Source organism: Massilia sp. W12, assembly GCF_037300705.1.
Classification (GTDB): Bacteria; Pseudomonadota; Gammaproteobacteria; order Burkholderiales; family Burkholderiaceae_D; genus JACPVY01.
Genome location: NZ_CP147776.1, coordinates 4,861,879 through 4,883,445, shown reverse-complemented (window position 1 = coordinate 4,883,445; position 21,567 = coordinate 4,861,879). Strand labels below are relative to the sequence as shown.

General features: G+C 55.7%; 17 protein-coding genes and 1 pseudogene. 9 read left to right on the top strand and 9 right to left on the bottom strand.

Going from position 1 to position 21,567, the window contains the following annotated elements; translation table 11 throughout:
* Nucleotides 1-14 precede the first annotated feature (14 nt).
* Nucleotides 15-848: a hypothetical protein gene (locus V8J88_RS19905; RefSeq protein ID WP_338846003.1), complete on the bottom strand. Its 834-nt coding sequence runs from the start codon at nt 846-848 to the stop codon at nt 15-17.
* A gap of 932 nt (nt 849-1,780) precedes the next feature.
* Here V8J88_RS19905 and V8J88_RS19900 point away from each other — a divergent pair.
* The 4 genes from V8J88_RS19900 to V8J88_RS19885 all read left to right on the top strand — a co-directional run bounded on the left by V8J88_RS19900 (nt 1,781) and on the right by V8J88_RS19885 (nt 6,741).
* Nucleotides 1,781-3,424: an MBL fold metallo-hydrolase gene (locus V8J88_RS19900; protein ID WP_338846001.1), complete on the top strand. Its 1,644-nt coding sequence runs from the start codon at nt 1,781-1,783 to the stop codon at nt 3,422-3,424.
* Nucleotides 3,425-3,439: 15 nt separating this feature from the next.
* Nucleotides 3,440-3,961, top strand: a complete 522-nt coding sequence (locus V8J88_RS19895; RefSeq protein WP_338845999.1) for a VOC family protein — start codon at nt 3,440-3,442, stop codon at nt 3,959-3,961.
* A 14-nt stretch (nt 3,962-3,975) separates the two neighbouring features.
* Nucleotides 3,976-5,247, top strand: coding sequence for a PLP-dependent aminotransferase family protein (locus V8J88_RS19890; protein ID WP_338845997.1), 1,272 nt, complete (start codon nt 3,976-3,978; stop codon nt 5,245-5,247).
* Nucleotides 5,248-5,457: 210 nt separating this feature from the next.
* On the top strand, nt 5,458-6,741 hold the full coding sequence (locus V8J88_RS19885) for an Hsp70 family protein (RefSeq protein ID WP_338845995.1): 1,284 nt from the start codon (nt 5,458-5,460) through the stop codon (nt 6,739-6,741).
* A 12-nt stretch (nt 6,742-6,753) separates the two neighbouring features.
* On the opposite strand, the gene V8J88_RS19880 is transcribed toward V8J88_RS19885, so the two are convergent.
* The 6 genes from V8J88_RS19880 to V8J88_RS19855 form a co-directional block, all read right to left on the bottom strand.
* On the bottom strand, nt 6,754-7,116 hold the full coding sequence (locus V8J88_RS19880; RefSeq protein ID WP_338845993.1) for a hypothetical protein: 363 nt from the start codon (nt 7,114-7,116) through the stop codon (nt 6,754-6,756).
* 43 nt (nt 7,117-7,159) lie between these two features.
* Complete coding sequence (locus V8J88_RS19875; protein WP_338845991.1) at nt 7,160-7,705, bottom strand: hypothetical protein; 546 nt, start codon at nt 7,703-7,705, stop codon at nt 7,160-7,162.
* Nucleotides 7,702-8,718 carry an ATP-binding protein gene (locus V8J88_RS19870; RefSeq protein ID WP_338845989.1) on the bottom strand — a complete coding sequence of 339 codons (1,017 nt, stop codon included), beginning with the start codon at nt 8,716-8,718 and terminating at the stop codon, nt 7,702-7,704. Before V8J88_RS19870 ends, V8J88_RS19875 begins: the two co-directional genes overlap by 4 nt.
* A gap of 31 nt (nt 8,719-8,749) precedes the next feature.
* A complete protein-coding gene (gene ychF / locus V8J88_RS19865) occupies nt 8,750-9,841 on the bottom strand; it encodes a redox-regulated ATPase YchF (protein WP_338845987.1) in 1,092 nt (363 codons plus the stop codon).
* 94 nt (nt 9,842-9,935) lie between these two features.
* Nucleotides 9,936-10,511, bottom strand: a complete 576-nt coding sequence (locus tag V8J88_RS19860; protein WP_338845985.1) for a hypothetical protein — start codon at nt 10,509-10,511, stop codon at nt 9,936-9,938.
* 11 nt (nt 10,512-10,522) lie between these two features.
* Nucleotides 10,523-11,113, bottom strand: coding sequence for a YopT-type cysteine protease domain-containing protein (locus V8J88_RS19855; protein ID WP_338845983.1), 591 nt, complete (start codon nt 11,111-11,113; stop codon nt 10,523-10,525).
* A 366-nt stretch (nt 11,114-11,479) separates the two neighbouring features.
* Here V8J88_RS19855 and V8J88_RS19850 point away from each other — a divergent pair, with 366 nt between their 5' ends.
* The gene (locus tag V8J88_RS19850; RefSeq protein ID WP_338845981.1) at nt 11,480-13,543 is read left to right on the top strand and encodes a hypothetical protein; all 2,064 of its coding nucleotides are present in this window, start codon (nt 11,480-11,482) and stop codon (nt 13,541-13,543) included.
* Nucleotides 13,544-14,130: 587 nt separating this feature from the next.
* Here V8J88_RS19850 and V8J88_RS19845 read toward each other — a convergent pair.
* Nucleotides 14,131-15,420 carry a pentapeptide repeat-containing protein gene (locus V8J88_RS19845; protein ID WP_338845979.1) on the bottom strand — a complete coding sequence of 430 codons (1,290 nt, stop codon included), beginning with the start codon at nt 15,418-15,420 and terminating at the stop codon, nt 14,131-14,133.
* Nucleotides 15,421-16,507: 1,087 nt separating this feature from the next.
* On the opposite strand from V8J88_RS19845, the gene V8J88_RS19840 reads away from it, so the two are divergent.
* A complete protein-coding gene (locus tag V8J88_RS19840) occupies nt 16,508-17,392 on the top strand; it encodes an amino acid ABC transporter substrate-binding protein (RefSeq protein ID WP_338845977.1) in 885 nt (294 codons plus the stop codon).
* Between the two features lie 53 nt (nt 17,393-17,445).
* Here the strand turns inward: V8J88_RS19840 and V8J88_RS19835 are convergent, their stop codons facing one another.
* Nucleotides 17,446-19,191: a M14 family metallopeptidase gene (locus V8J88_RS19835; protein WP_338845975.1), complete on the bottom strand. Its 1,746-nt coding sequence runs from the start codon at nt 19,189-19,191 to the stop codon at nt 17,446-17,448.
* A gap of 534 nt (nt 19,192-19,725) precedes the next feature.
* Here V8J88_RS19835 and V8J88_RS19830 point away from each other — a divergent pair.
* From V8J88_RS19830 to V8J88_RS19820, 3 genes and pseudogenes are all read left to right on the top strand, one after another.
* Nucleotides 19,726-20,448 (top strand): transposase, encoded by a 723-nt coding sequence (locus V8J88_RS19830; protein ID WP_338845973.1) that lies wholly within the window; start codon nt 19,726-19,728, stop codon nt 20,446-20,448.
* A 128-nt stretch (nt 20,449-20,576) separates the two neighbouring features.
* Nucleotides 20,577-21,113, top strand: coding sequence for a hypothetical protein (locus tag V8J88_RS19825; RefSeq protein WP_338845971.1), 537 nt, complete (start codon nt 20,577-20,579; stop codon nt 21,111-21,113).
* A 180-nt stretch (nt 21,114-21,293) separates the two neighbouring features.
* A pseudogene (locus V8J88_RS19820) lies at nt 21,294-21,508 on the top strand (sulfate ABC transporter ATP-binding protein); the annotation flags it as partial.
* Nucleotides 21,509-21,567 lie beyond the last annotated feature (59 nt).

Sequence of the window (21,567 nt, the reverse complement as noted above, 5' to 3'; positions counted from 1 at the left end):
ATGGTGTGCTGTGTTTATGCCGCAACCTGTTCCGGCTGCATCACTTGCTCTAGCACCGATTGATAGCTGTCAAAGGATGGTGCAACGAAATAAATCGATTGCGGCTCGGTGTAATTGATGTCAACTTGCGCTGCTGCACTGGTATATGGGACATATCGATGTTGTTCGCGCAGCACTCGCGTAACTTCCCGCCGGGAAGAAAGGATGGCGGCCCCGCTCAGCATGATCCGTTGCTCAGGAGTTTGCAAAACACCGAACTCAATCGACCAGAGAAACAACCGGTTAACCTGGGCAATCAAGGAGTCAGCCCCGGCCAGCATCCGGCTCAGGCGCGCCACTTCATGTTCCGCCTGCGCGATCTGGTCAGCGCTGGCGCTGGCTGCAGTCAGATCGCCATATGTTTTTCTGGCGCTGAAATATTCCAATTCAATGCGATCAAGCGGGCAGCGCGCAAACGCCAGTGCAGCATTGCGCAGGTAGGCGCAGTAAGCCGGACTGCATAGGAAGGGGAGGTGTCCCAGAATGTCATGAATCGCATCTGGCGCCGGTGAGTGCTCAAGCTGGCTCAGCGTCCTGACATTCGCGGCAACCGGAAACCGCTGTTCCGCGATCAGGGCCGCGAATTCGCGCGAATGAATGATGCCGTCAACCAGCACCACTTCCCAGCCAAAAGGGCGCAGCGCAGCATCCAGCGCAGCTTTGTCCGGCAATTCATGTGGGGACAGAGAAAGTCTTTGAAAACCCTGGATATACCATGGGTGGATATGCTCATGGTAGGCGCCAATCAACTGTTGTTGATTGGCGTAAGCGGCTTGCCAAACTTGATCTGTTTCAGTGACGGAGTTCATTCGCATAAATTGCCTTAAACAAAAAAAACGGCGGAAGTGATGGCTTGGAGGTCATCAGGCTGAAACATATAAATATATGAAAAGTAGTATTTTTCATATCGGAAAAGTGCTTGTAAGTTGTTCTTATGACTTGAAATTTATCGTGCCGGCGGGAATGAGCAGGCAAGAAAGGTGATCAAACAAAGGTGGCAAATAGTTTTCAAGGCATGCTCCGAGCCTTTTTGCTGGCGCAATTCCTGAATTTCTCATGGCGAAGTATGAGGTGGAGAATGACGCAGAAGCGTTTAATGGCCCTGCTGTACTCCAAAAAATACCAAATTAATTTACCATAGTAAGGGAATATGCACAAGCTTTCCCCGCATTTAATAATATATACATATAATTAAAAATTATTTGGAATAAAAACGTAGAAAATGTTTAAAAATGTCTATATGTCTTTGTATTAAATGTTGCCAATTAAGAAATTAAAATGCGCATCATACACATTGAACAATTATTTTTATGCCAGCAATACTGCTTGCATACGCATACTTTTATCCGTCTCCGCTTGCTTGATGTGCTCATTTTTGGAGGAATGCCTCATATTCCCGTGCATCAATCATGCGCTTAATCGATGCTGCTGCCTATAGGAGTGGATTGCAATGCGTGGCGCTGGTGCTGACTCAGCTGTGATTGTGGATCGATGGGTGGAGATGCCTGCAAGGCGAATTCTGTGGTTTGGCTTTTGCACTTTTCCGATGTAAAAGTCAAATTTCAATGTATTTAATTCAAGTTTATTTTATTAAAAATTTTTTAGAGTTGGCTTGACACAGAAATTTATTTATCATAGTCTAAAATAGTACTTTTAATTTATTTCCACTCCTCAATCTTTGGCTGGTCTTGCAGTTTCATCACTTCTGCGTGCGCTTCGGCCTTCTTCTTGGTAATAATAAATGGAGCAAACTGTATTCTTGCGGCCAGAGGTCGTTATAGAGCCACGCGTCAATTCATGGTATGCCTGGCCTTTCCTGATTTATCCCGCCACATTGGGAATGGTGACAAAGAATTCACATCTGAAGATTTTGGATTCTTTCATCAAGTCTCCCCAAATCCATCATGCCGCTGCGAAAAATCCTGCAATGCTCGGTGGGCCATTTTTGAATTACGACGGCGCGCCGGATCATGTGCAGAGTTTGCTGGACGCCACCCGCGCCGATCTGGGGCCGCAGATCGAACTCGCGACGCAGATTGCCGCGCTGGCTGGACGCTTGTCTGAATTTACTGGTGAATCGCTTGATCGTGTTTACGCAGAATTGCCGCCAGCATTACGCGGTCTGACTGAGTTGCGTTATGACTTTCGTCATGTCCCTTCATTTCGCTTGTTGGAAGCCCTGGTTTATGCGCGCTATAGCACAGACGCATTGCAAACCTTGCACTTTGTCAAGCACGACCCGGAGAAGCGTCCCTTTGCATTGAGTACGCCAGCGTTGGAAGCGCAAGACATGACGCTGCGCATTCCTTTCCGCAACGCCGATGTGGACTTTTTCAGCCGCGCCAGATTGCAAGCTTGCAGCCTGCTGGAATTAAGTGAGCGGATCTCAAAATACACGGCAAAGCCAGTGACGCCGGACGATTTGCAATCCTGGGTCACGCCTGATAAGCCGTTGCCGGGTTCGGCCCCGGAATTTGACGGGGCCGGCATGCGGATCCGTTACTTTGGTCATGCCTCGGTGTTGCTGCAAACCGCGCAATTCAGTTTGATGGTTGATCCATGTGTGTCTTCGGTGGCGGAACATGGCCCGCAGCGTTTTGGCTTCCTCGATTTACCGGAGCGGATTGACTATGTCCTGCTGACCCATTGCCATCAGGATCATGTGCTGTTGGAAACCCTGCTTGCGCTGCGCCACAAAATCGGCACATTGCTTGTGCCGAAAAGCAATGGCAATGGTCTGACTGATCCATCATTGCGTCTGATCTTGAAAGCTTGCGGTTTTCAGAACATCATTGAACTCGCTGAGATGGATGAATTGCCCTGTCCCGGTGGAAAAATTCTGGGCTTGCCTTTCTTTGGCGAGCATGGCGACCTGGATATCAATGGCAAGCTGGCGTATGGCGTTTTGACCGATCAGGGCAGCGTTGCATTTCTGGCTGACAGCAATAATCTGGATAGCGAAGTGTATGCGCAAGTGGCGCAGATAACCGGCCCGCTGGATGTTTTGTTTATTGGTATGGAGTGCGAAGGCGCGCCGATGTCTTGGCTGTACGGCAGCTTGCTGCAGGCCCCGCTCAGTAGAGCCCAGGATCAGGCGCGCCGTTTGAATGGTTCAGACAGTGTTAAAGCTGCACAGATTGTAGATTGCTTTCAACCTGCCGCTGTCTTTGTGTACGCGATGGGAGCAGAGCCATGGGTTACCTTCTTATCCAGTGTCTCCTACTCCGCAAACTCGCGCCCGATTGTGGAAAGCACGCGCTTGCTGCAACACTTGCAGGAGCGCGCAATTCATGCTGAACGCCTCTACGGAAACCGTGAAATCCATTTGCGGGATCGTACTTTGTATTTTACCGGCGCACCGCAGGCCGAACCCTTCCTCAAATAACTTCAAACATACATCATGACTTCAGAATTACTCGCCCCCGCACCTGACTTGCAAGCCGATCAACTGTTTTTAGGAATTGATCACCTGGCCATTGCTGTCCCTGATTTAAATGAAGCGATTCGCTGGTTTCACGGTACGCTTGGTTTCACTGTCGATGAGCGGCGCGAAACCAGCGGCCTGCGCACCGGGATGAAGTCGGCGGTGCTCAGTAATGGCCCGGTAACGCTGGTCTTAACGCAAGGTCTGGGCAAACAATCGCAGACCAGCCAATACGTCGATAAGCATGGCCCCGGTGTGCAGCATGTCGCTTTTCGCGTGGCGGATCTGGACGAGGCGGTGCAGCAATTGCGTGCGCAGGGAATGGAATTCAGCACGCCTTTGCTGGAGGGCGAAGATCTGTCGCAAATCTTCTCTGTGCGTCATCCCGCCAGCGGCATGATGGTGGAATTGATTGAGCGCCGCAATGGTTACACCGGTTTTCATGACGGCAATGTGCAGCGTTTGTTCGATGCCCTCGAAAAGCAGGAATTATATTAAGCGGAGCCCAGCAAATGCACAGTATCAATCCGGCCTTGGCGCATCGCAATGTCGAGGTGATGAATTTTCTTAACGAAGTTGCACATCGTTATCCCAATGCAATTTCATTTGCTCCGGGGCGGCCGCAAGAGCGTTTTTTTGATGTGCCAAGCGCGCTGGAATTGATCACCGAATTCGCCCAGGCAAGACCGGGTGTACGCGGCGCGGACCTCGCCGATCTGGGACAATACGGTCGCACCAATGGCGTCATCGGCGAATTAATTGCAGATTTGCTGCGTCAGGATGAGGGCTTGTCGGCCGACGCGCAAGAGCTGGTGGTCACAGTGGGGGCGCAGGAAGCGATGTGTCTGTGCTTGTTGACGCTGTGCGGCAGGGCGGATGATGTGGCGTTGGTGGTGGAGCCTGCATACATCGGTATGTCCGGCGCCGCGCAGGTGCTTGGCATCGCCACTTGTTGCGTCCCCAGTGATGATGATGGTGTCGATTTGATAGCGCTGGAGCAACTCGTGACGCAACTGCAAGCGCAGGGCAAGCGCGCCCGATTACTTTATCTGGCCCCGGATTTCGCCAATCCAAGCGGCGTCACCACCACGCTGGCGCGCCGTCAGGGGTTGCTTGATTTCACCCGCAGGCATGGCATTTTCGTGGTCGAGGATCACGCATATTCTTATTTCCGTTATGAAGGCGAGCGTCTGCTGCCGTTGCGTGCGATGGCAGGGGGCGCGCATTGCGCTTATATCGGCAGTTTTTCCAAGAGCCTGTTCCCGGGTGTGCGGGTCGGTTTTGTGCTGGCTCCGCATGACGATATGGCAGGGCAGTTGAGCGCGGCCCGGGTGGCGCATGAAATGTCGAAGGTCAAGAGCCTGTTGACTGTCAACACATCGCCGCTGTGCCAGGCGATTGTGGGCGGCATGTTGTTGCGACATGGCGGCAGCTTGCAAGACTATATCCGAGTGCGGCATGCGGCGATGCGGGAAAACCGCGATACCTTGTTAGCCGCGCTGGAGCAGCATTTTCCAGCACAGACCAGGCCCCACGGCATGCGCTGGAATAAACCGGAAGGCGGCTTCTTCCTGACCTTGTATACAGGTTCCTGGACGGTGACGGATCAGGATTTATTGCATTGTGCAGCCGAATATGGTGTTTTGTGGACGCCGATGAGTTATTTTTACCTGGATGGACGCCCGGCGCAGGCGATTCGCCTGTCTTTCAGCTATGTCACGCCGGAGCAAATCCAGCTGGGCATTGCTGCTTTTGCACGCTTTGTGCGCGCACGGAGAGACTGATTTCGTTCAGCCGGGATGTGACGACAAGCCCATCCCGGTCGCGTTTTGCTGTTCTTTAAAAAAGCAGTCAAGTCAGTATTTTGCTTTTCCCGGATTTGTGGTAATGTGCCCGCCCTTTTTCATTTCCAAGCGCTGTTGCAGCATCAATTGAGCGCAATGTGCGCCAGTTTTTGTACAGCCACAGGACGGCATGGTTTTTCTGGATCGCATATGAATACTGCTTTACCTCATTCCGCCTGGGCGCGTGCTTGCGGCATCGACTTTGGCACCTCGAATTCCACCGCAGCCTGGATCAATCCCTTGCGCCCGGCTTTGCTGGAGTTGGAAGATGGCAAAGTCACGCTGCCATCCGCCGTGTTTTTCAACGCCGAAGAAGAGCGCACCTGCTATGGCCGGCGCGCGCTGGCGGAATATCTGGAGGGCTATGAAGGGCGCTTGATGCGTTCGCTCAAAAGCTTGTTGGGTTCCAGCCTGATTGACGGGCAGACCGAGGTGAATGGACGGGTCTTGCCTTTCCGCGCTTTGCTGGCTTCGTTTATCGGCGAACTCAAGCGCCGCGCCGAGCACGCCGCCGGGCGCAGTGTGGATACGGCGGTGTTCGGGCGGCCTGTGCATTTTGTCGATGATGATGCGGCGGCGGACGCCAAGGCCGAGCAAACTTTGCAGGAAGTGGCGCAGGCGGTGGGGTTTCGCGAGGTCAGCTTTCAATATGAGCCGATTGCCGCCGCATTCCACTATGAACAAACCCTGACGCGCGAAAAGCTGGTGCTGGTGGCGGATATCGGCGGCGGCACCTCTGACTTTTCCATCATTCGCCTGTCGCCGCAGCGCATGAGCGCTGCAGAGCGACACAGCGATGTGCTGGCGAATGCCGGCGTGCACATCGGCGGCACTGACTTTGATAAATATCTGAGTCTGGCGCAAATCATGCCATTGCTGGGTTTGGGCAGCCGCTTGCGCTCGCAAGCCGATGTGCCGTCCAGCTATTATTTCAATCTGGCCACCTGGCACACCATCAACTCTACTTACACGCGCAAAGTCTGGCAGGAATTGCAGGATGTGTATCGCGACGCCTGCGAGAAGGATAAGCTGGCGCGCCTGCTGCGTTTAATCGAGGAGCGCGCCGGGCATTGGCTGGCGATTCAAACCGAAGAAGCCAAAATCGCTTTGTCTGGCGCTGAACGGCATACCCTGGATTTAAGCCGCCTGGAGCCGGGTCTCCTGCATGCGGTCTTGCGCAGTGCATTTGAGACGGCGATTGATGAATTGGTGGGACAGGTCGGGCATACCGTGGCGCGCGTGCTGCAGCTGGCGCAAATTCCGGCAGAGCGCATCGACACCCTGTTTGTCACCGGCGGCTCGAGCGGCATCGGCCTGCTGCGCCAACGCTTTGCGCAACTCTTGCCGCAGGCGGAATTGGTGGAGGGCGATTTATTCGGCAGCATCGGCGCCGGGCTGGCGATTGCGGCGTGGCGTCGCTACGGTGCGGGGTGAGGCTTTGCTGATTCAGAGCTTGACCAGGAAGGGATTACCTTTTACGCCCTTGCCTTGAATTGCGCTGGCCAGCCCCATTCTGTGTAAGACCATCATCAAGAAAGTGCAGTGGCAGCTATGGCCATTATGTTTGGAGTCAAAGACGGCTGGGCGCATGGCCTTTAAATCATTTGTGCTCATTTCTTTTCCAGCGTACTGGATGTATCCCTCATACAAATCACTATATTTGACAGCCATTGGCGATTTGCCCCGCTTGTAGCAAATTCGCTGATCATTACAGTAAAGGATGGTGGATGTGCCGGCGCCAGGATTTTGCATGACCAGGCCAGTCTGCGGCGCGTTTTTCAGAGACTGGACGAAAGCGTCAAAGTCCATAGTTGCTCCTTTGCGCCGTATATTTTCTGTTTATTAGCAATGCCTATGCTGGATTGTTTTGACTCAAACCATATTTGCCGGCGCTGGTCCGATTGAGCACCAGTAAGTCTAAAGAGGGCAGTTTCCAGATCGTGCGCAAAGCTTGCAATTGAGGCTGACAATGTTGGCGCAATGCGTCTTGTAATGCCGGGCAGTGTTCAGATGGCATATCCGGAATCACCAGGACTGTGCGCCAATTCAAGTCGTCAAGACTGTACGCAAGCCATTTGGCAGGCATGCCCGCAGGCGTAGCATGACGGCGTAGCAGGATGCTGAGCTGCAACTGCAGCGCATCAATGAATTTGCGGTTGATTCCGGCGCACCAGTGTTGAAAATCCTCTTTCTTACTTTGCCGGGGGACGCTGGATTTTGCCTCTACCAGCCACAGGGCGATTCCGTTTTTTTGCTGTTTTTCGAGAATGAACTCAACCCCGGCAATATTGTGCGCACACAAGCTTTGAAACAAGCTGCTTTGCTCAATATGAAAGCATGCTTGCGTGGGGAAGGGGCCAAAAGTCAGGCCCGATTCAGTGATCTCGATGGCGCTCATGTCAGCGCCAGCTCCACTTCCTGTTCATACAGGCGCACCGATTCGCGCACAATCGGATTGTGCGGCATGGCCTGCAGCAAATCATGTTGTTCCCAGCCGGCATCTTCCTGGCTTAAGACTGGAATGCTGAGTTGTTTTTCCTGCGCCAGCAAATACAGTTTTTTGAGAACGAAATAGGAATGGCTGGCGATGAAAAACTGCATGCCGCGCGCGGCGAGCTGGGCAATGATGTCAAGAAATTCGCAAATCAGGCGTGGATGCAAAGCCGCTTCCGGCTCATCAATCAAGACCACAGAATCCAGCGCCAGATAACGATTGCCCAGCAGAGTGTCGAGGATGGCGATTTTTTTGATGCCTTCCGCCGTCACGCCCATGCTGAAGCGCTGTCGCTGTTGATTGGTGAAGTACCAGCGATTGCTATCGGCTTCCAGACTGATGGCGCCGCCCAACATGTGTTCCAGACGGCTGCGCGCATCCGCGAATTCTTTGTAATTCTTGCCTCTGCTGGTGCTTTGTTTGAGCGCTAACGCCAGATCGTAATAGGTGTCATCAAAGCCAAAAGCGCGATCCTGTTCACGCGCTTTGAGAATGATCGCGTGCAAAGACAGGATTTCTTTGGCGGGCAGGAAAATTGAGTTCGCCGAACGGGGCTTGAAATGGTTTTCAAGGCTGTTGATTTGGCGCGTGGTGTCGCGCCCAAAACTGTAGGCGAATTGTGCTTCTTGTTCATGCAGTGCAAAAGACAATGCGCCCGCTGCGCTGCGTTGCACCAAGTCGCCCACTTTTTCGGCTTGAAAAGTCCAGTGTAATTTTTCCAGCAGAATTTCACTGGCGCTGCGCGGCTCGTCGCCTCGCTTATAGGTTTCCAGGGTGCGCAAGGCGCTGTAGATCGCTTTCAGCAAAAAAGTCTTGCCGCTGCCATTGCCGCCCAAAATCAGGTTGATGCCGCCCAGATTTTTCCAATCCAGGGCGGACCAGGGGCCAAAATGCTGCAGTGTCACGCGATCAAACATGCTTGCGCTCCCCTTGCCAGTGCCGGATCGATTACACGTTAAATAGGAAATTCAACACATCCCCATCCTTGACCACATATTCCTTGCCTTCCGCGCGCATCTTGCCGGCTTCTTTCGCCCCGGTTTCGCCTTTGTGCGCGATGTAATCGTCAAAGGCGATGGTTTGGGCGCGGATGAAGCCGCGTTCAAAGTCGGTGTGAATCACGCCGGCGGCTTGCGGTGCGGTGTCGCCGACGCGGATAGTCCAGGCGCGCACTTCTTTCACGCCGGCGGTGAAATAGGTTTGCAGACCGAGCAGCTTGAAACCGGCGCGGATCAAGCGGTTTAAGCCCGGCTCTTCCATGCCCAGATCGGCCAGGAAGTCGCCCTTGTCGGCTTCGTCCAGATCGGCGATTTCCGCTTCAATCGCGGCGCAGATCGCCACGATGGGGGCGTTTTGCGCATTCGCATAGGCGGTCAATTGATCCAGCAGCGGATTGTTTTCAAAACCGTCTTCCGCCACATTCGCCACATACATCGCCGGCTTGGCGGTGATTAAGCACAGCGGCTTCAACATCAGCAGCTCTTCCTTGTCCAGACCGAGCGCGCGCACCGGTTTGGCTTCGTTCAGATGCGGCAGCAGGCGTTCCAGCAGGGCGCACAGCTTGATCGCGTCTTTATCGCCGGCGCGCGCTTTTTTCAGTTCGCGCTGATGGGTTTTTTCCACCGTGCTCAAATCGGCCAGCGCCAGTTCGGTCTGGATCACTTCGATATCGTCGAGCGGGCTGACGCGGCCGGCGACGTGCACCACATTATCGTCTTCAAAGCAGCGCACCACGTTCACGATGGCGTCGGTTTCGCGGATGTGCGACAGGAATTGATTGCCCAGCCCCTCGCCCTTGGAAGCGCCGGCCACCAGGCCGGCGATATCGACGAATTCGACGATGGCCGGCACGATGCGCTCAGGTTTCACGATTTCAGACAGTTTTTGCAAACGCGGATCGGGCACTTCAACTACGCCGACATTCGGTTCGATGGTGCAAAACGGGTAGTTTTCAGCCGGGATGCCGGCCTTGGTCAGGGCGTTGAACAGGGTGGATTTGCCGACGTTGGGCAGGCCGACGATGCCGCATTTCAAACTCATAATGGTATTCGCTGCGAGAGTGGGAAGGCCGGTATTTTACTACCGATTGCGGCTGCCGCACAGCATTCAGCCCGGGCCACGGGCGGCCCACCCATCAATACTGCGCAGCAAAGCGCGGCGCGGCATAAGCTTGCCCCGGAGCGCGGAAAATCAGCGGCGCATCCACGCTCAGACAGCCGCCGCGCCAGGCTTGGCGCAATTGGCACAGGTCGTGCAGCCATTGCGCACAGCCGGCCAAGCTGTCAGCACGGTATTCGCCGGAATCGGGGTCGAACATCAGCCAGCTATCCGACTGGCGCACAATGCAAAGCTGATGACTGCGCGTGTCGCCATCCAGGCGCAGCAACATGCCGCTGTGACAGCCCAGCTGCTGCAGCAAGTCTTGCGCGCCGGCCTGGCTGAACGCAGCGCCGGGGCTGGCCGCATTCAGCGGCGCCCGCTGTGCCGGCGGCAAGGCCGGCTGACTGCTCAACCAGGGTTCGCGCAGGCTGTGCATGCTGAGCACAAAAGCGCGCTGGCACAAGCGCGCCTGCAACCAGTCCAGCGCCAGCACCGCGCCGACGCCGCCCAATTGCGCCATATGGCTTTTACAGCCCAGCATATCGTCCAGCTCTTGCTGGCAAAACGCATATTCGAGGCGGTAAGCGATGCTGGCAGGCAGACGGTACATGTGCGCCTCCCTTACACGCTGAATTGAATCGCGTGCAGCTTTTGCGTCCAATCCAGATAGCGCCCGCGCTCTGGACGGTTGGTGTTGCAGAGGGTGTGCAACCAGTGCGCACAGGCGCGCGCGCTGCTTGCCGTGTATTCGCCGAAATTCGAGTCAAACATCTTGTATTGGCGGCCATTGCGCACGATGCACACCATATGCCCGCTGGCGTCGTTCCGGTCGAGCGAAACGCCGAGGTGGATCGCAATGCCGCCCGGATTTTGGATTTGATTGACCGCGCTCAGACAATTCGCGCTGGTGATGTCGTAGCTGTAGATGTTGCCGCGCCGCAAATTCGGACAGTAATTCGCATACACCTTGTCATACGCCGCCTCCAGCGTGTTAAACATGCGCGCATTTGCGTAGATCGACTGCCAGGTGACAACAAAAGCCTGATTGCGCAATTTCGCTTCCAGCCAATCCAGACCCAGCACGCAGCAAATGCCGTGTTCGGCGCGCACCGCGTCGTCAAAGCCGTCATTCACCCCTTTCACGGAGGTGGTGTCAGTCTGGCAAAAAGAATAATTCAGCGTGTATTGATTGGATTGTTGCATGTAAAACATAGCAGAACTCCCGGGCGAAAAAAGGGCCGGCCCATGCCTGGGCGGCGGCAGTATTGGTTTGGCGGCGCTGGCGCATAGCCAAGCTTGCGATGAATGAAATTCTCGTCTTTTGCCTGCTGTATTGGAATTACAGGCATTTACGTTGCATTACAGCATGACTTTTTTTGAACTGTACGGCCCCCTTGATGCAGGGCAGAAACGACTTTTAAGCACTTGGTGTAAATGCCATATAAATATTGAAAGCAGATATGTATATGATCTGGACGGCGTGGCAAAACAAGCCTAGACTGCGTAGCTTATTGCTTTGCAGCAACTTGCGCCCGGTCGCTGCAATCCCCCCGCACAGGGCGCCCGAAAGGAAATCGTATGCAGTTGCGCTATTTGCTTGTCGCAGTTTCCAGTATGTTCTCCCTGCCTGTATTCGCGGCGGCCCCGATTGAAGTCACCAACTATCCCGCCGGCACACTGATCGGCGACAACCTGGCCTGGCTCAAGCCAGATGGCGTAGCGCGCAGTGAAGAAGAGGCGACCTTATTCTGTAAAAACAGCACTGCAGGCGGCGTCAGTGGCTGGCGCTTACCGACGCGCGATGAAATTTCCCATTTTTATTACAACCGCAATCAGGCCCAGTTGCAAAACGCCGCCTGGCCTGCGGCGGCGTACTGGACTGCCAGCATCGAAGATTTCAGCGGCCAGCAATTGGTGTTCAACACCGCCGACGGCGCCACCGCCTATGCCGGCAGCACGCATCAGACCGTGTGCGTGCGTTACTACTACCCGCTGCCGGCAGGTTTTTTGAAGAGCGGCAATCTGATGTTCCTGCCGCCGGACGCCAGCACCCGTAATTTCCCCACTGCAGACGCGTATTGTGCAGCGCAAAGCGCCAGCGGGCGGCGCGGCTGGCGTTTGCCGACCGTGTATGAATTGGCGAATCTGTATCACGAACGCGGCGCCGGCGCCATCAGCGCCGCCGGCTGGCCCAGCGGCTGGCTGTGGAGCAATACCCCCGGCGCACCGGCTTACCATGTGTTCCGCATGACGGATGGTTTGCCCAGCACAGCTGGCGGGAGCAACGCCTATAACGTGACTTGCGTGCATGACGATAACGACCCCTTGCCAGTGTCCACCCTGGTGCATGATGGCCTGCGCTGGGCGCGCCCGGAAACCACCGTGCGCAACTGGGGCAGCGCAGCAGCGGCTTGCAGCGCCAGCACCCTGGGCGGCGTGGGCGGCTGGCGCTTGCCGAGCATGGCGGAATTGGGCAGCCTGTATTACAGCAAGGGCGCGACCTTCCTTTCCTCCTTCGGTTTTGGCGCCAGCTGGATCTGGGCTTCGGATGTGCAAGGCGCAGGCCACAGTGTGTTGCGCTTTTCGGATGGCTTGCCAAGCTACGATGTGAGCGGCAGCAATTACACCGTGTGCGTGCGCAGCGCAGCCGATCTGCCGCCAGCGCACACCCCCACCCTGCAGCAAGGCGGCATGGTGTGGAGCAAGCCGGTCAAGCAAGCCATGCCCTGGGCGAATGCGCAATACAGCTGCTCCTGGTATGCGCCGAATCCCGGCTTGAGCTGGCGCATGCCGAGCCAGACCGAAGTGGCGGCCTTGTATGCGGAAAAAGGCGCCGCCTGGATGCAGGCCGCCGGTTTCCCGGCAGATCCGGCCAATTTATGGACGCTGCCCGGCCCCACCACTTCCTCGCTGCCGGAAGGCAATGGCGCACGCCATCTGCTGGCTTGTGTCAGCGATCAATCCGCTTATAGCAACAGCGCAAGCGGCGCGCAAATCGTCGGGGCTGATGTTTGGGCCAAAACCGGGCCGACCTTGCGCCCCTGGTATGCGACTGAAAAATCCTGCGATGAGGCCTTGTATGGCCAAAGCGGTTGGCGCTTACCCAAGCGCAGCGAATTGCAAACCCTGCGCGCGACGCTTGGCGCAAGCGGCTTGAGTCAGCTTGGCTGGGCCACGGATTGGTATTGGGCCTTTAACCCGCAAAGCAGCGGTTTCCAGGTTTTGCGCATGACGGATGGTTTGACTTCCTGGGCCGCGCCGACCGAAAGCAATCGCTACACCGCCGCCTGCATCCATGATGCCAACGGCTTGCCGGCCGGCAGCGTGCAGCAGGGCGGTTTGACCTGGGCGCGTCCGGGCGGTGTGCCGCGTGCGCATTGGGCGATGTTGCATTACTGCCAGGGCCAGAACATCGGCGGCTTAAGCGGTTGGCGCATGCCGAGCACAGCAGAAGTCACGGCGCTGGTGGCGGCCATCGGCGGCGCCAATCTGGTGAATGACGGCTGGCCTGCCGGCTATATCTGGACAGCCACGCCGGCCAGCAGCGGCAACCAGGCGGTGCGCATCAGTGATGGCGTGGTCAGCTACGCCACAGCGGCGGACAGCAACCGTTTGCCGGTGGCTTGCGTGCGCGCCAACTGATTTTTTCCACCCTCCTCAGATTTGCGGCGGCCTGCGGGCCGCCGTTTTTTTGCGCGCTTGCGGCAGGCGCGACTTCAGTCGCGAAAACCGGCGGCTGGGATGGCGCGGCGCCTGTTCGCGGCTAAAGCCGCTCCTACCGGTATTTTGTCAATTCACAGCTTGTTGCGATGGTGGATTTTTGGGTGTGCAGATTGCCGGGTTTTCTGGCGCGATGAGTAGTGGATTTTCTGGCGTGCCGATTGGCTCATTTTCCTGTGTTCCGCTCAAGAGCATGCGCAAGGCAAACTTGTGAGTTTGTGGTGGGAGCGACTTCAGTCGCGAACCAGGCCGTCACCTCGCAACGGACGCTATTCGCGGCTAAAGCCGTTCCCACAAGCTGAATGAAGCTGGCAGGATGCCAAACTGCTGGCGAAGCGGCGCCAGACAACCCGGCTGCGCAGGGAAAATGGAGCGCCGCCAAGGCGGCAAACCCCGTCATGCTGCGCCTGCCACCCCTCCGGCGGAGGAGAATTGTTGGTGCGGCCTGTTGGGATGCCGGCTTGTACGGCCTGCAGCCATGTTTCGCAACACCTGCAGAGCGGGCGGGCTTAAAAAAATGCCTTGATTTTCTCTCCCAGGTTTTTGACCTGCTCCAAAATTTCCAGGCTGGCCCCGGAATGGGACAGCAAGTCTTGCAAACCGCTCAGCCAGCGGCTGACGCGGGAGGGATTTTTCTCACCCTGGTGCTCTGTTTGTAAGCGGTGCAGAGTTTCGGCGGCTTCCTTGGCGTCGGCAGCGGGCAATTGGCAGGCGCTCAACAGGTGTTCCAATTGCTGCAGCAGGGCGGCCAGGTCGGGCTGGGTGTGTTGATGTATGTGCAGATTCGCGCTGGCCTGCGTGCCCTGGGCAGCGGCATTGTTGTTGCCGGTGATGGTTTGCTGGTAGTTATTGCCCATGCTGATCTCCTGTTGAAATTGAATGGCGCGGCCTGCCAGCAAGGTCAGCAAACTGCGATTGTGCCCGACTTCCTGCGCCAGATGCTGATTGCTGACTGTCAGCGCCAGCTTATCTTTTTCCAGCACGCTGCAGGCCAGCGACAAACGTTGCTGCTCTTGCTGCAGCAGAGCAATTTGCGCCTGTTGCTGCTGCATTTCTGCGTGAAGCCGGGTATATTCCTGTTCCCGCTCAGCTTCTGGCGGCAAGCCGAGTTTGACTACCGTGCTGCCTCCTTTTTGCTCCAGGCTCAGAATTTGCGCTTCAGTTTTACCTTCTTCCTGCAGCTTGCTCAAAGCCAGGGCGAAAGCCGCTTCTTCATTACGGTTGTGCAAAATAAAAGAAATCGTTTCACTGACTTGTTGATACAGCTTGCTGAATTCGCCTGGCTGGAAGGTTTGATGCGCAAGCGGCGGATTGCGCTCACGTCCCGGGCCGGTTTTTTTCATTTCCAGCCAGACAAAATCGCATTCCACATTGCTAAAACGGGTTTGTGCGTCGATATTCCAGTTTTCAATGATGGCGCCGCTTAAATTCGCGTCGCTGAAATCGACGCCGGTGACATTCGCATGGCTGAAATTCACCTCTTGCAATTTGCAACCGGAAAAATCGCAGCCAGCCAGGTTGCAATTGCTGAAGTCCAACATGCGTAAATCCATGCCGGCGAAGCTGGCGCCATGCAAGTCGAGATTGCGGAAATCTTTTTCTGTGCTGCTGCCATGCACCAGCAATTCCCGCACGGCGCGCTGCTCAAGAATTGTGCCTGTGGTGCGCGTCATATGCAGGTTTTTGGCGCCGGAAAAAGTACAGCGCAAAAATTCGCAGTCTTGCAGATTGACATACTTGAAATCTGCTTGGCTGAAATCAGCGTGGCATATGGTTTGCTTGAAGCGGCAAGCGTACATGCTGGAAAAAAGCAGGGCCAGATTGCGCAGCCAGAGTAAGTGCGGCTCTTGTAATTTCAGCGCCCGCAGGGTCAGGCGCCAGTAAAGAAACTGAGCAAGCAGGAGGACGGTTAGTATAAGGAAAGCAGACGATTGAAGCTTTGAGTCCATAACCACTACCGCTACCGCTCCCGCTACCGCTGCCGCTGCCGCTCCCGCTGCCGCTCCCGCTGCCGCTCCCGCTCCGGCTGCCGCTGCCGCTACCGCTACCGCTACCGCTACCGCTGCCGCTGCCGCTATCGCTCCCGCTCCCGCTCCCGCTACCGCTCCCTCTACCGCTCCCTCTACCGCTGCCGCTCCCGCTACCGCTGTCATCATTGAAAAAAATAGAGTAAAACCAATAGTAAGGAACGCTCTATTGCGGAAATGAAATGCAAGCCAAGGGAAGAAATAGAGCAGGGTGAGAAAAAAGCCAAAGAGAGGCCCTTTACCAATTAAGGGTGAAAGGAATTTGTCGCTTTCGGCTAAAACAAAAAGCCAAAAAATACCGAAAACGCTCGTCAATCCCGACAAACCAGCCAAGCCACATTGCGCCGCAAAAACCGCCAACTTGCCACCCCAGCTCCGCCCCAGGCTTGCCCCACAAAACTTCGCCCCATCCAGCTTCTTCCCGCGAAAATCCACACTGGCCAGCCGTGCGCCGCTGAAGTCTGCATCTTGCAGATCATCCAGATGTCGCAAATCTGCCTGACTGACAGATTTCCCGGCAAAGTTCAGCTTGGTCATGCCGCCCCCGTATTGTTCGCATGCATGTATTCTCACACAGCAGGCGTCTTGCGTAACCATGAGTGTATTGCGTGTGCAACAGCAGCGCGCGATATTCCTGGCCGGGGTGGTGCGCCGCCAAGCGCTCAGCCGAGACCGCATTCAATTCCTCACATCCTGTTACAGCAGAAACATGGCGCGGCTGGACGCTGTGCGCGTGCGCCCCTACACTGCATGCCGCCATGCTTTCCACAAAGAAACATAAATGGCCCTACGCATCGACCCCGATGCGGTGTAACATGAATTGACCGGCTGCATGCCGGCACGGATCTGGAGTGAGAAAATGAAGCGATTCCTGTGCGCCCTTGTTTTGCCTGCTGTCCTCGGACTGTCCCTGCAGGCGCAAGCTGATACTCTGAGCAAGATACGCGGCAGCCAAAAGATTGTGCTGGCGCACCGCGAAGCCTCGATTCCCTTCTCTTATCTGGATGAAAGTAAAAAGCCGGTCGGCTATTCGGTTGAGTTGTGTTTGAAAGTGGTGGAGGCCATCAAGCGCGAGTTGAAACTGCCCAAGCTGGAGGTGCAATGGCTGATGGTGACGCCGAGCGACCGCGTGGCGGCGTTGACGGAAGGGCGCGCGGATCTGGAATGCGGCTCCACCACCAATAATGCCGAGCGCCGCAAACAGGTGGCGTTCACGATTCCGCATTTCATCGCCACCACGCGCATGGTCACGCTGCAATCTTCCGGCGTCAAAAATTGGGGCGATTTGCGCGATAAGCGGGTCGTCACCACCAAGGGCACTACCGTGGTCAAGGTGCTGCAAAGCCGCGATAAACACAGCGCGCTGGCGATGAAATTGATGGAAGGGGCAGACCATGCGCAATCTTTCGGCATGGTCGAGCGCGGCGAGGCTGATGCATTCCCGATGGATGATGTGTTGCTGTATGGCTTGCGCGCCAAATCAAAATTGATGGATAAGCTGATCATTACCGGCGATCCGCTCTCTGCTGAACCGTATGCAATCATGATGCGCAAAGACGATGCGCCATTCAAATCCCTGGTGGACAAGGAAATGAGCCGGATTATTTTCGATGGCGAATTGAATAAGGTCTATGAAAAGTGGTTCATGAAGCCGATTCCGCCTTCGGGTTTGTCGCTGGCGATGCCGATGGGATTTTTGCTGCGCGAATCGCTGCGCTTCCCTTCTGACAAAGTGGCGGATTAAAACGGTTTTTGAAAACGGCGGCAAGCGTTGGCTTGCCGCCGTTTTTATTTCACTTACTTGATCTGAATAAATTCAGCGCTGACCGGCCCCCAGGCCCCGGAAGCGTCTTTGGCGCGCACATATACGATGTGCTTGCCAACAGATAAGCCGCTGGTGCTCAGGGTGGCTTTCACTCCCTCTGACGTGGCGTTAAACGCGCCGTCCGTCGCCGTCATGGCAATCGCTCGCGCGCCGCTTTTCCAGGGCGGGATGTCGATATAGTATTCCGCTGCGGCAATCGCCTGGGTCGGTTCCGCGCCATTGCTTTGATTGAATTGGGCGTCGTTGGCGGTGGCGCTCAGCGCCAGGCTGGTTCCGGCTGTCACCGGGGTGGTGGCGGCATTCGGCGACAGCGCCGGTTTGCTGACATTCGGCCCGGCTGGCGTGATGTAGGGCGCGCGCGTCACTTTGGCGGCATACCACAGCGCCGGCAGATTCTTCGGCTTGGTGGTGTTGTTGTACGAGGTGCAGCTCTCAAAGAATGAAGTGCCAAGCTCAATTGTGAACGCCGCCACCCCCAATTCGCCATACGATGGGCCGTCTGAGGTGCCGTCGGTCGGGTACAGACCAACCGATTGCTGCGGTTTATAGCCATTGAAAAACGCCAGGCGGCGGCCCAGGGTTTGCATCGCGGTTCCATTCGGCGCCTTAGTCGAGGTATTGCCCCAGGGCCACAACACCAATTGGCTGTAGCTGTGAATATCCAGGTGGATGCCGGAGGTGTCAGTCGGGGCCGGGTCTGTGCTGCCGGGGCCGCGCCGATCCGGCCAGATTGAGCGGATATACGCTTCCACCGCCTTGGTTTCCGGTTCCGAGCCGGCGGACGGGCCGCGATAGGTTTCATTGCACACGCTGCCGGAGGAACCCTGGCCATTGGTGCTGTTCCAGCTGTGGCTGAAATTGCGGTTCAAGTCCGCGCCCCGGCTGTTGCTGGTGCTGCCGCAATAATTGCGATTGGTGTTTTTGCGCCAGGACAGGCCGGTTTCGGCTTTTTTGCGTCCGTCCGGGTTCACATAGAACATGAAATGCACTTCCTGATTGTCCAAAATCCAGGTCGCATCGGCATTATTGCCATAGCCGCTTAACAGTTCGCGCGCAAACGCCAGGTTGAGCGGCGCGGTGGTGTATTCACGCGCATGGATTGAGCTTTGGATGAACAGAATCGGCTTTGTGCCGCTCACGCTTTTATTCGTCAGCTTCAAGACATAGATGTCATAGCCGCCCAGATTATTGGTTTTTTCCCAGGACTTGCCGACTGCTGTCCAGCTGGCCAGATTCGGATAGGTGGTGGTGAAAGCCTGCGCCGCAGCATAGGTTTCTTCCACCGTTTCATAACATGGGTAGCTGGGAATCGCTTCCGCATTCAAACCGCTGAAAGCCGGCGCCTGTTTGCCCAGCAGCGCTTGCGGTTTGCTGCCGCCGTGCAGGCGCTCCAGCATGGCGTTGCGTTTGTTGATGAAGTCTTGCGCCACTTTCAGCTTGAAGCCGAATTTTTCCAGCCCTTCTTTTTCCTCATCAGACAGTTCAAACACCATATACCCGGCGCCGTAGTTGGCTTCCAGCAGACCATGGTGAAAGCTGATCGCGGCTTTATGCGCCAGATCCAGATTCGGGAAACGCGCTTCATAGATATTCATCTTGCGCTTTTCCTGCGCAATCTGATCTTTCAGCTCGTGCGTGTGATTGCCGCCGGCCCAGACTGGCCCCAGCATGCCGATTGCGGCCAGAATCACGGCCAGGTTTTTTGCAGTTGTTTTCATTGTAAGTCTCCTCTCAAAAGGAAGACCAGATTACTGCATGTGGATTTTGCTGTGGCGCAAAAAATGGTTTTTTTGATAAAAAAATGAAATTTGGTGGGATTCCAGCCACATTGATTTCCGGCAATTATGCATGTGGCGGGAGTATATCTGCGAGGACTTTAAAAAATATGGTAAATAATTGATTTTTAAGGGAAATATTAAATCATTCCGGGTTGCGTTGCAGTCTGGAAATGGATTTCAATAAAATGTTTTTTACAGGAATGAGATGCGCATTGCATGAAATAGAAATATTTTAAAAAACGTCAAGATTTTAACGGAATGTTATAACTCTTCAGCGTGACTCAGGAAAACTCCAGGCCGTCTTGCGCGCCGCTGCTGTTGCGCCGGCGCGCAAGCCATGTATCATTTCATTGTTTGGCAAAGGCCTTTGTGGCCGGCGCCATGGATTTCGCCAGGTGGGCCGTGCTGCGTGCATGATTGCTCCACAATTGGCATGCAGACTTTGCGGGTCTGAGTTGATTTTGGAGAATTGTAATGGCTCGCCTGCCCCGACTCGTGGTGCCTTTTCAGGTGCACCACATCATGCAATCCGGCAATGACCGGCAAATTGTGTTCCGCGAAGATGCGGATTACCAAGCTTGGCTGAACTGGCTGCAGCAGGCGGCGCAGCAGTTCAAGGTTGCCTTGCATGCCTATGTCTTGATGCCGAATCATGTGCATTTATTGGCTTCGCCTACCGACGACAATGGGCTGGGGCGCATGATGCAGTGGATAGGGCGGCATTATGTGCCCTGGTTCAATCGCAAATATGGCCGCAGCGGCACTTTGTGGCAAGGGCGTTTCAAAGCCTCGGTGATTGACGCCGATGGCTATTTTCTGCATTGCTGCCGCTTTATTGAAATGAATCCAGTGCGTGCGCATGTGGCCGCCCATGCCGGCGCCTGGCCCTGGTCAAGTTATGCGCATCATGCCGGGGTGCAGACCAGTCCCATCATTACAGATCACCCGGTGTATTGGGGGTTGGGGAATACGCCGTTTCAGCGTGAAGCGGCGTATCAGCAATTGCTGGCGCAGAGCGCGGCGCCGGAGTTGGAGGCGCAGATCCGCAATGCTTTACTCAAAGGCTGGGCGCTCGGTTCGGAACGCTATCTGAACAGTTTGCAGGCGCGCACCGCGCGCCGTGTGGCGCCGGCGAAACGGGGCCGCCCGCCGAAAAACCGCAATCCCGCCGCCAGCCAGATGCTGGCCGCAGTCTGATTCCCGGCCGCACTCTTTTCGCTTGATGGCGCCGCTGATCGCGGCGCCATTTTTTTCTCCACACTTGCTGCAAATTCGCTCCACATTGCGCAGGCAGACTATGCCCACGATCAAGCAAGGAGAAGAACATGGAAACCTTAGAGGCGAATCCCTGGTTCAGTTTGCGCACCCCGTTTGCATGGCCCGCTGCCGCGCAGCGCCACAGCCCCATGCTGCATGGGCATGGCGTGAGCGGCATGCTGGCGCTGGACTGGTTACGCGCCACCCTGACCCGCACCACGTTTGTGATCAGCATGCATTCGCTGGCGCCATGCGCGCCGTTACCGCACAGCCTTGGCCGGCAAGCGATATTGGGACAGACGCAGCAAGTTACGCTGGCTGATTGCGCCTGCGCCGGCTATGCCTGTGCAATGGGCAGCGGTGTGATGCTGGCCTTGTACGACCGCAGCGGCAGCGTGCGGCACTTGTTGGCCATGGCGCATCTGGAGGAAGGTTTTTTCATGTTTGATCCGCATTGCGGGGTGTATCACGCGCCAGAGGCGAGCGCCTGCGCGCATTGGTTGCAAGCGGTTTGCCGGCATGGGCAGGCCGATCATTCACCTTACGTCGATTGGCTGCACCGCATCTGCCTGCTGCCCATGCGTTTTCAAGCGCTTGGCGACTGAGCAGCGTTATGCGATTTCATAATAAAGATGGGATAAATCATTCGTTTTGTATTTTAAGGGATTCCTTTATTCTGCTTGCATTCACAGCGGCAGGAATCCATTGAGCACATCAATCAAGCATCTTTCACGCACCATGCGGGCCTTGTGCGCGCTGTGTTTTAGCTGGCTTACGATATTGAATTGCGCCGCTTACAGGAGGAATTGCACCTCGCCAGCATCTTTGTTACGCATGATCAGGAAGAAGCCCTGGAAGTGGCTGACCAGGTGGTGTTGATGAATTATGGCAGGATCGAGCAATGCGGCGCGCCGCAGCAAGTGTATAGACATCCGCCTTCGCCTTTTGTGTACGCAATGTGAATCTGTTTCATGGCCGTGTGCACAAAGGGATTTTGGACTTGAGCAGCGGCAGTTTGGCGGCATGGTCGCGCGTTTGCTGCTCAAGCCACGTCGCATG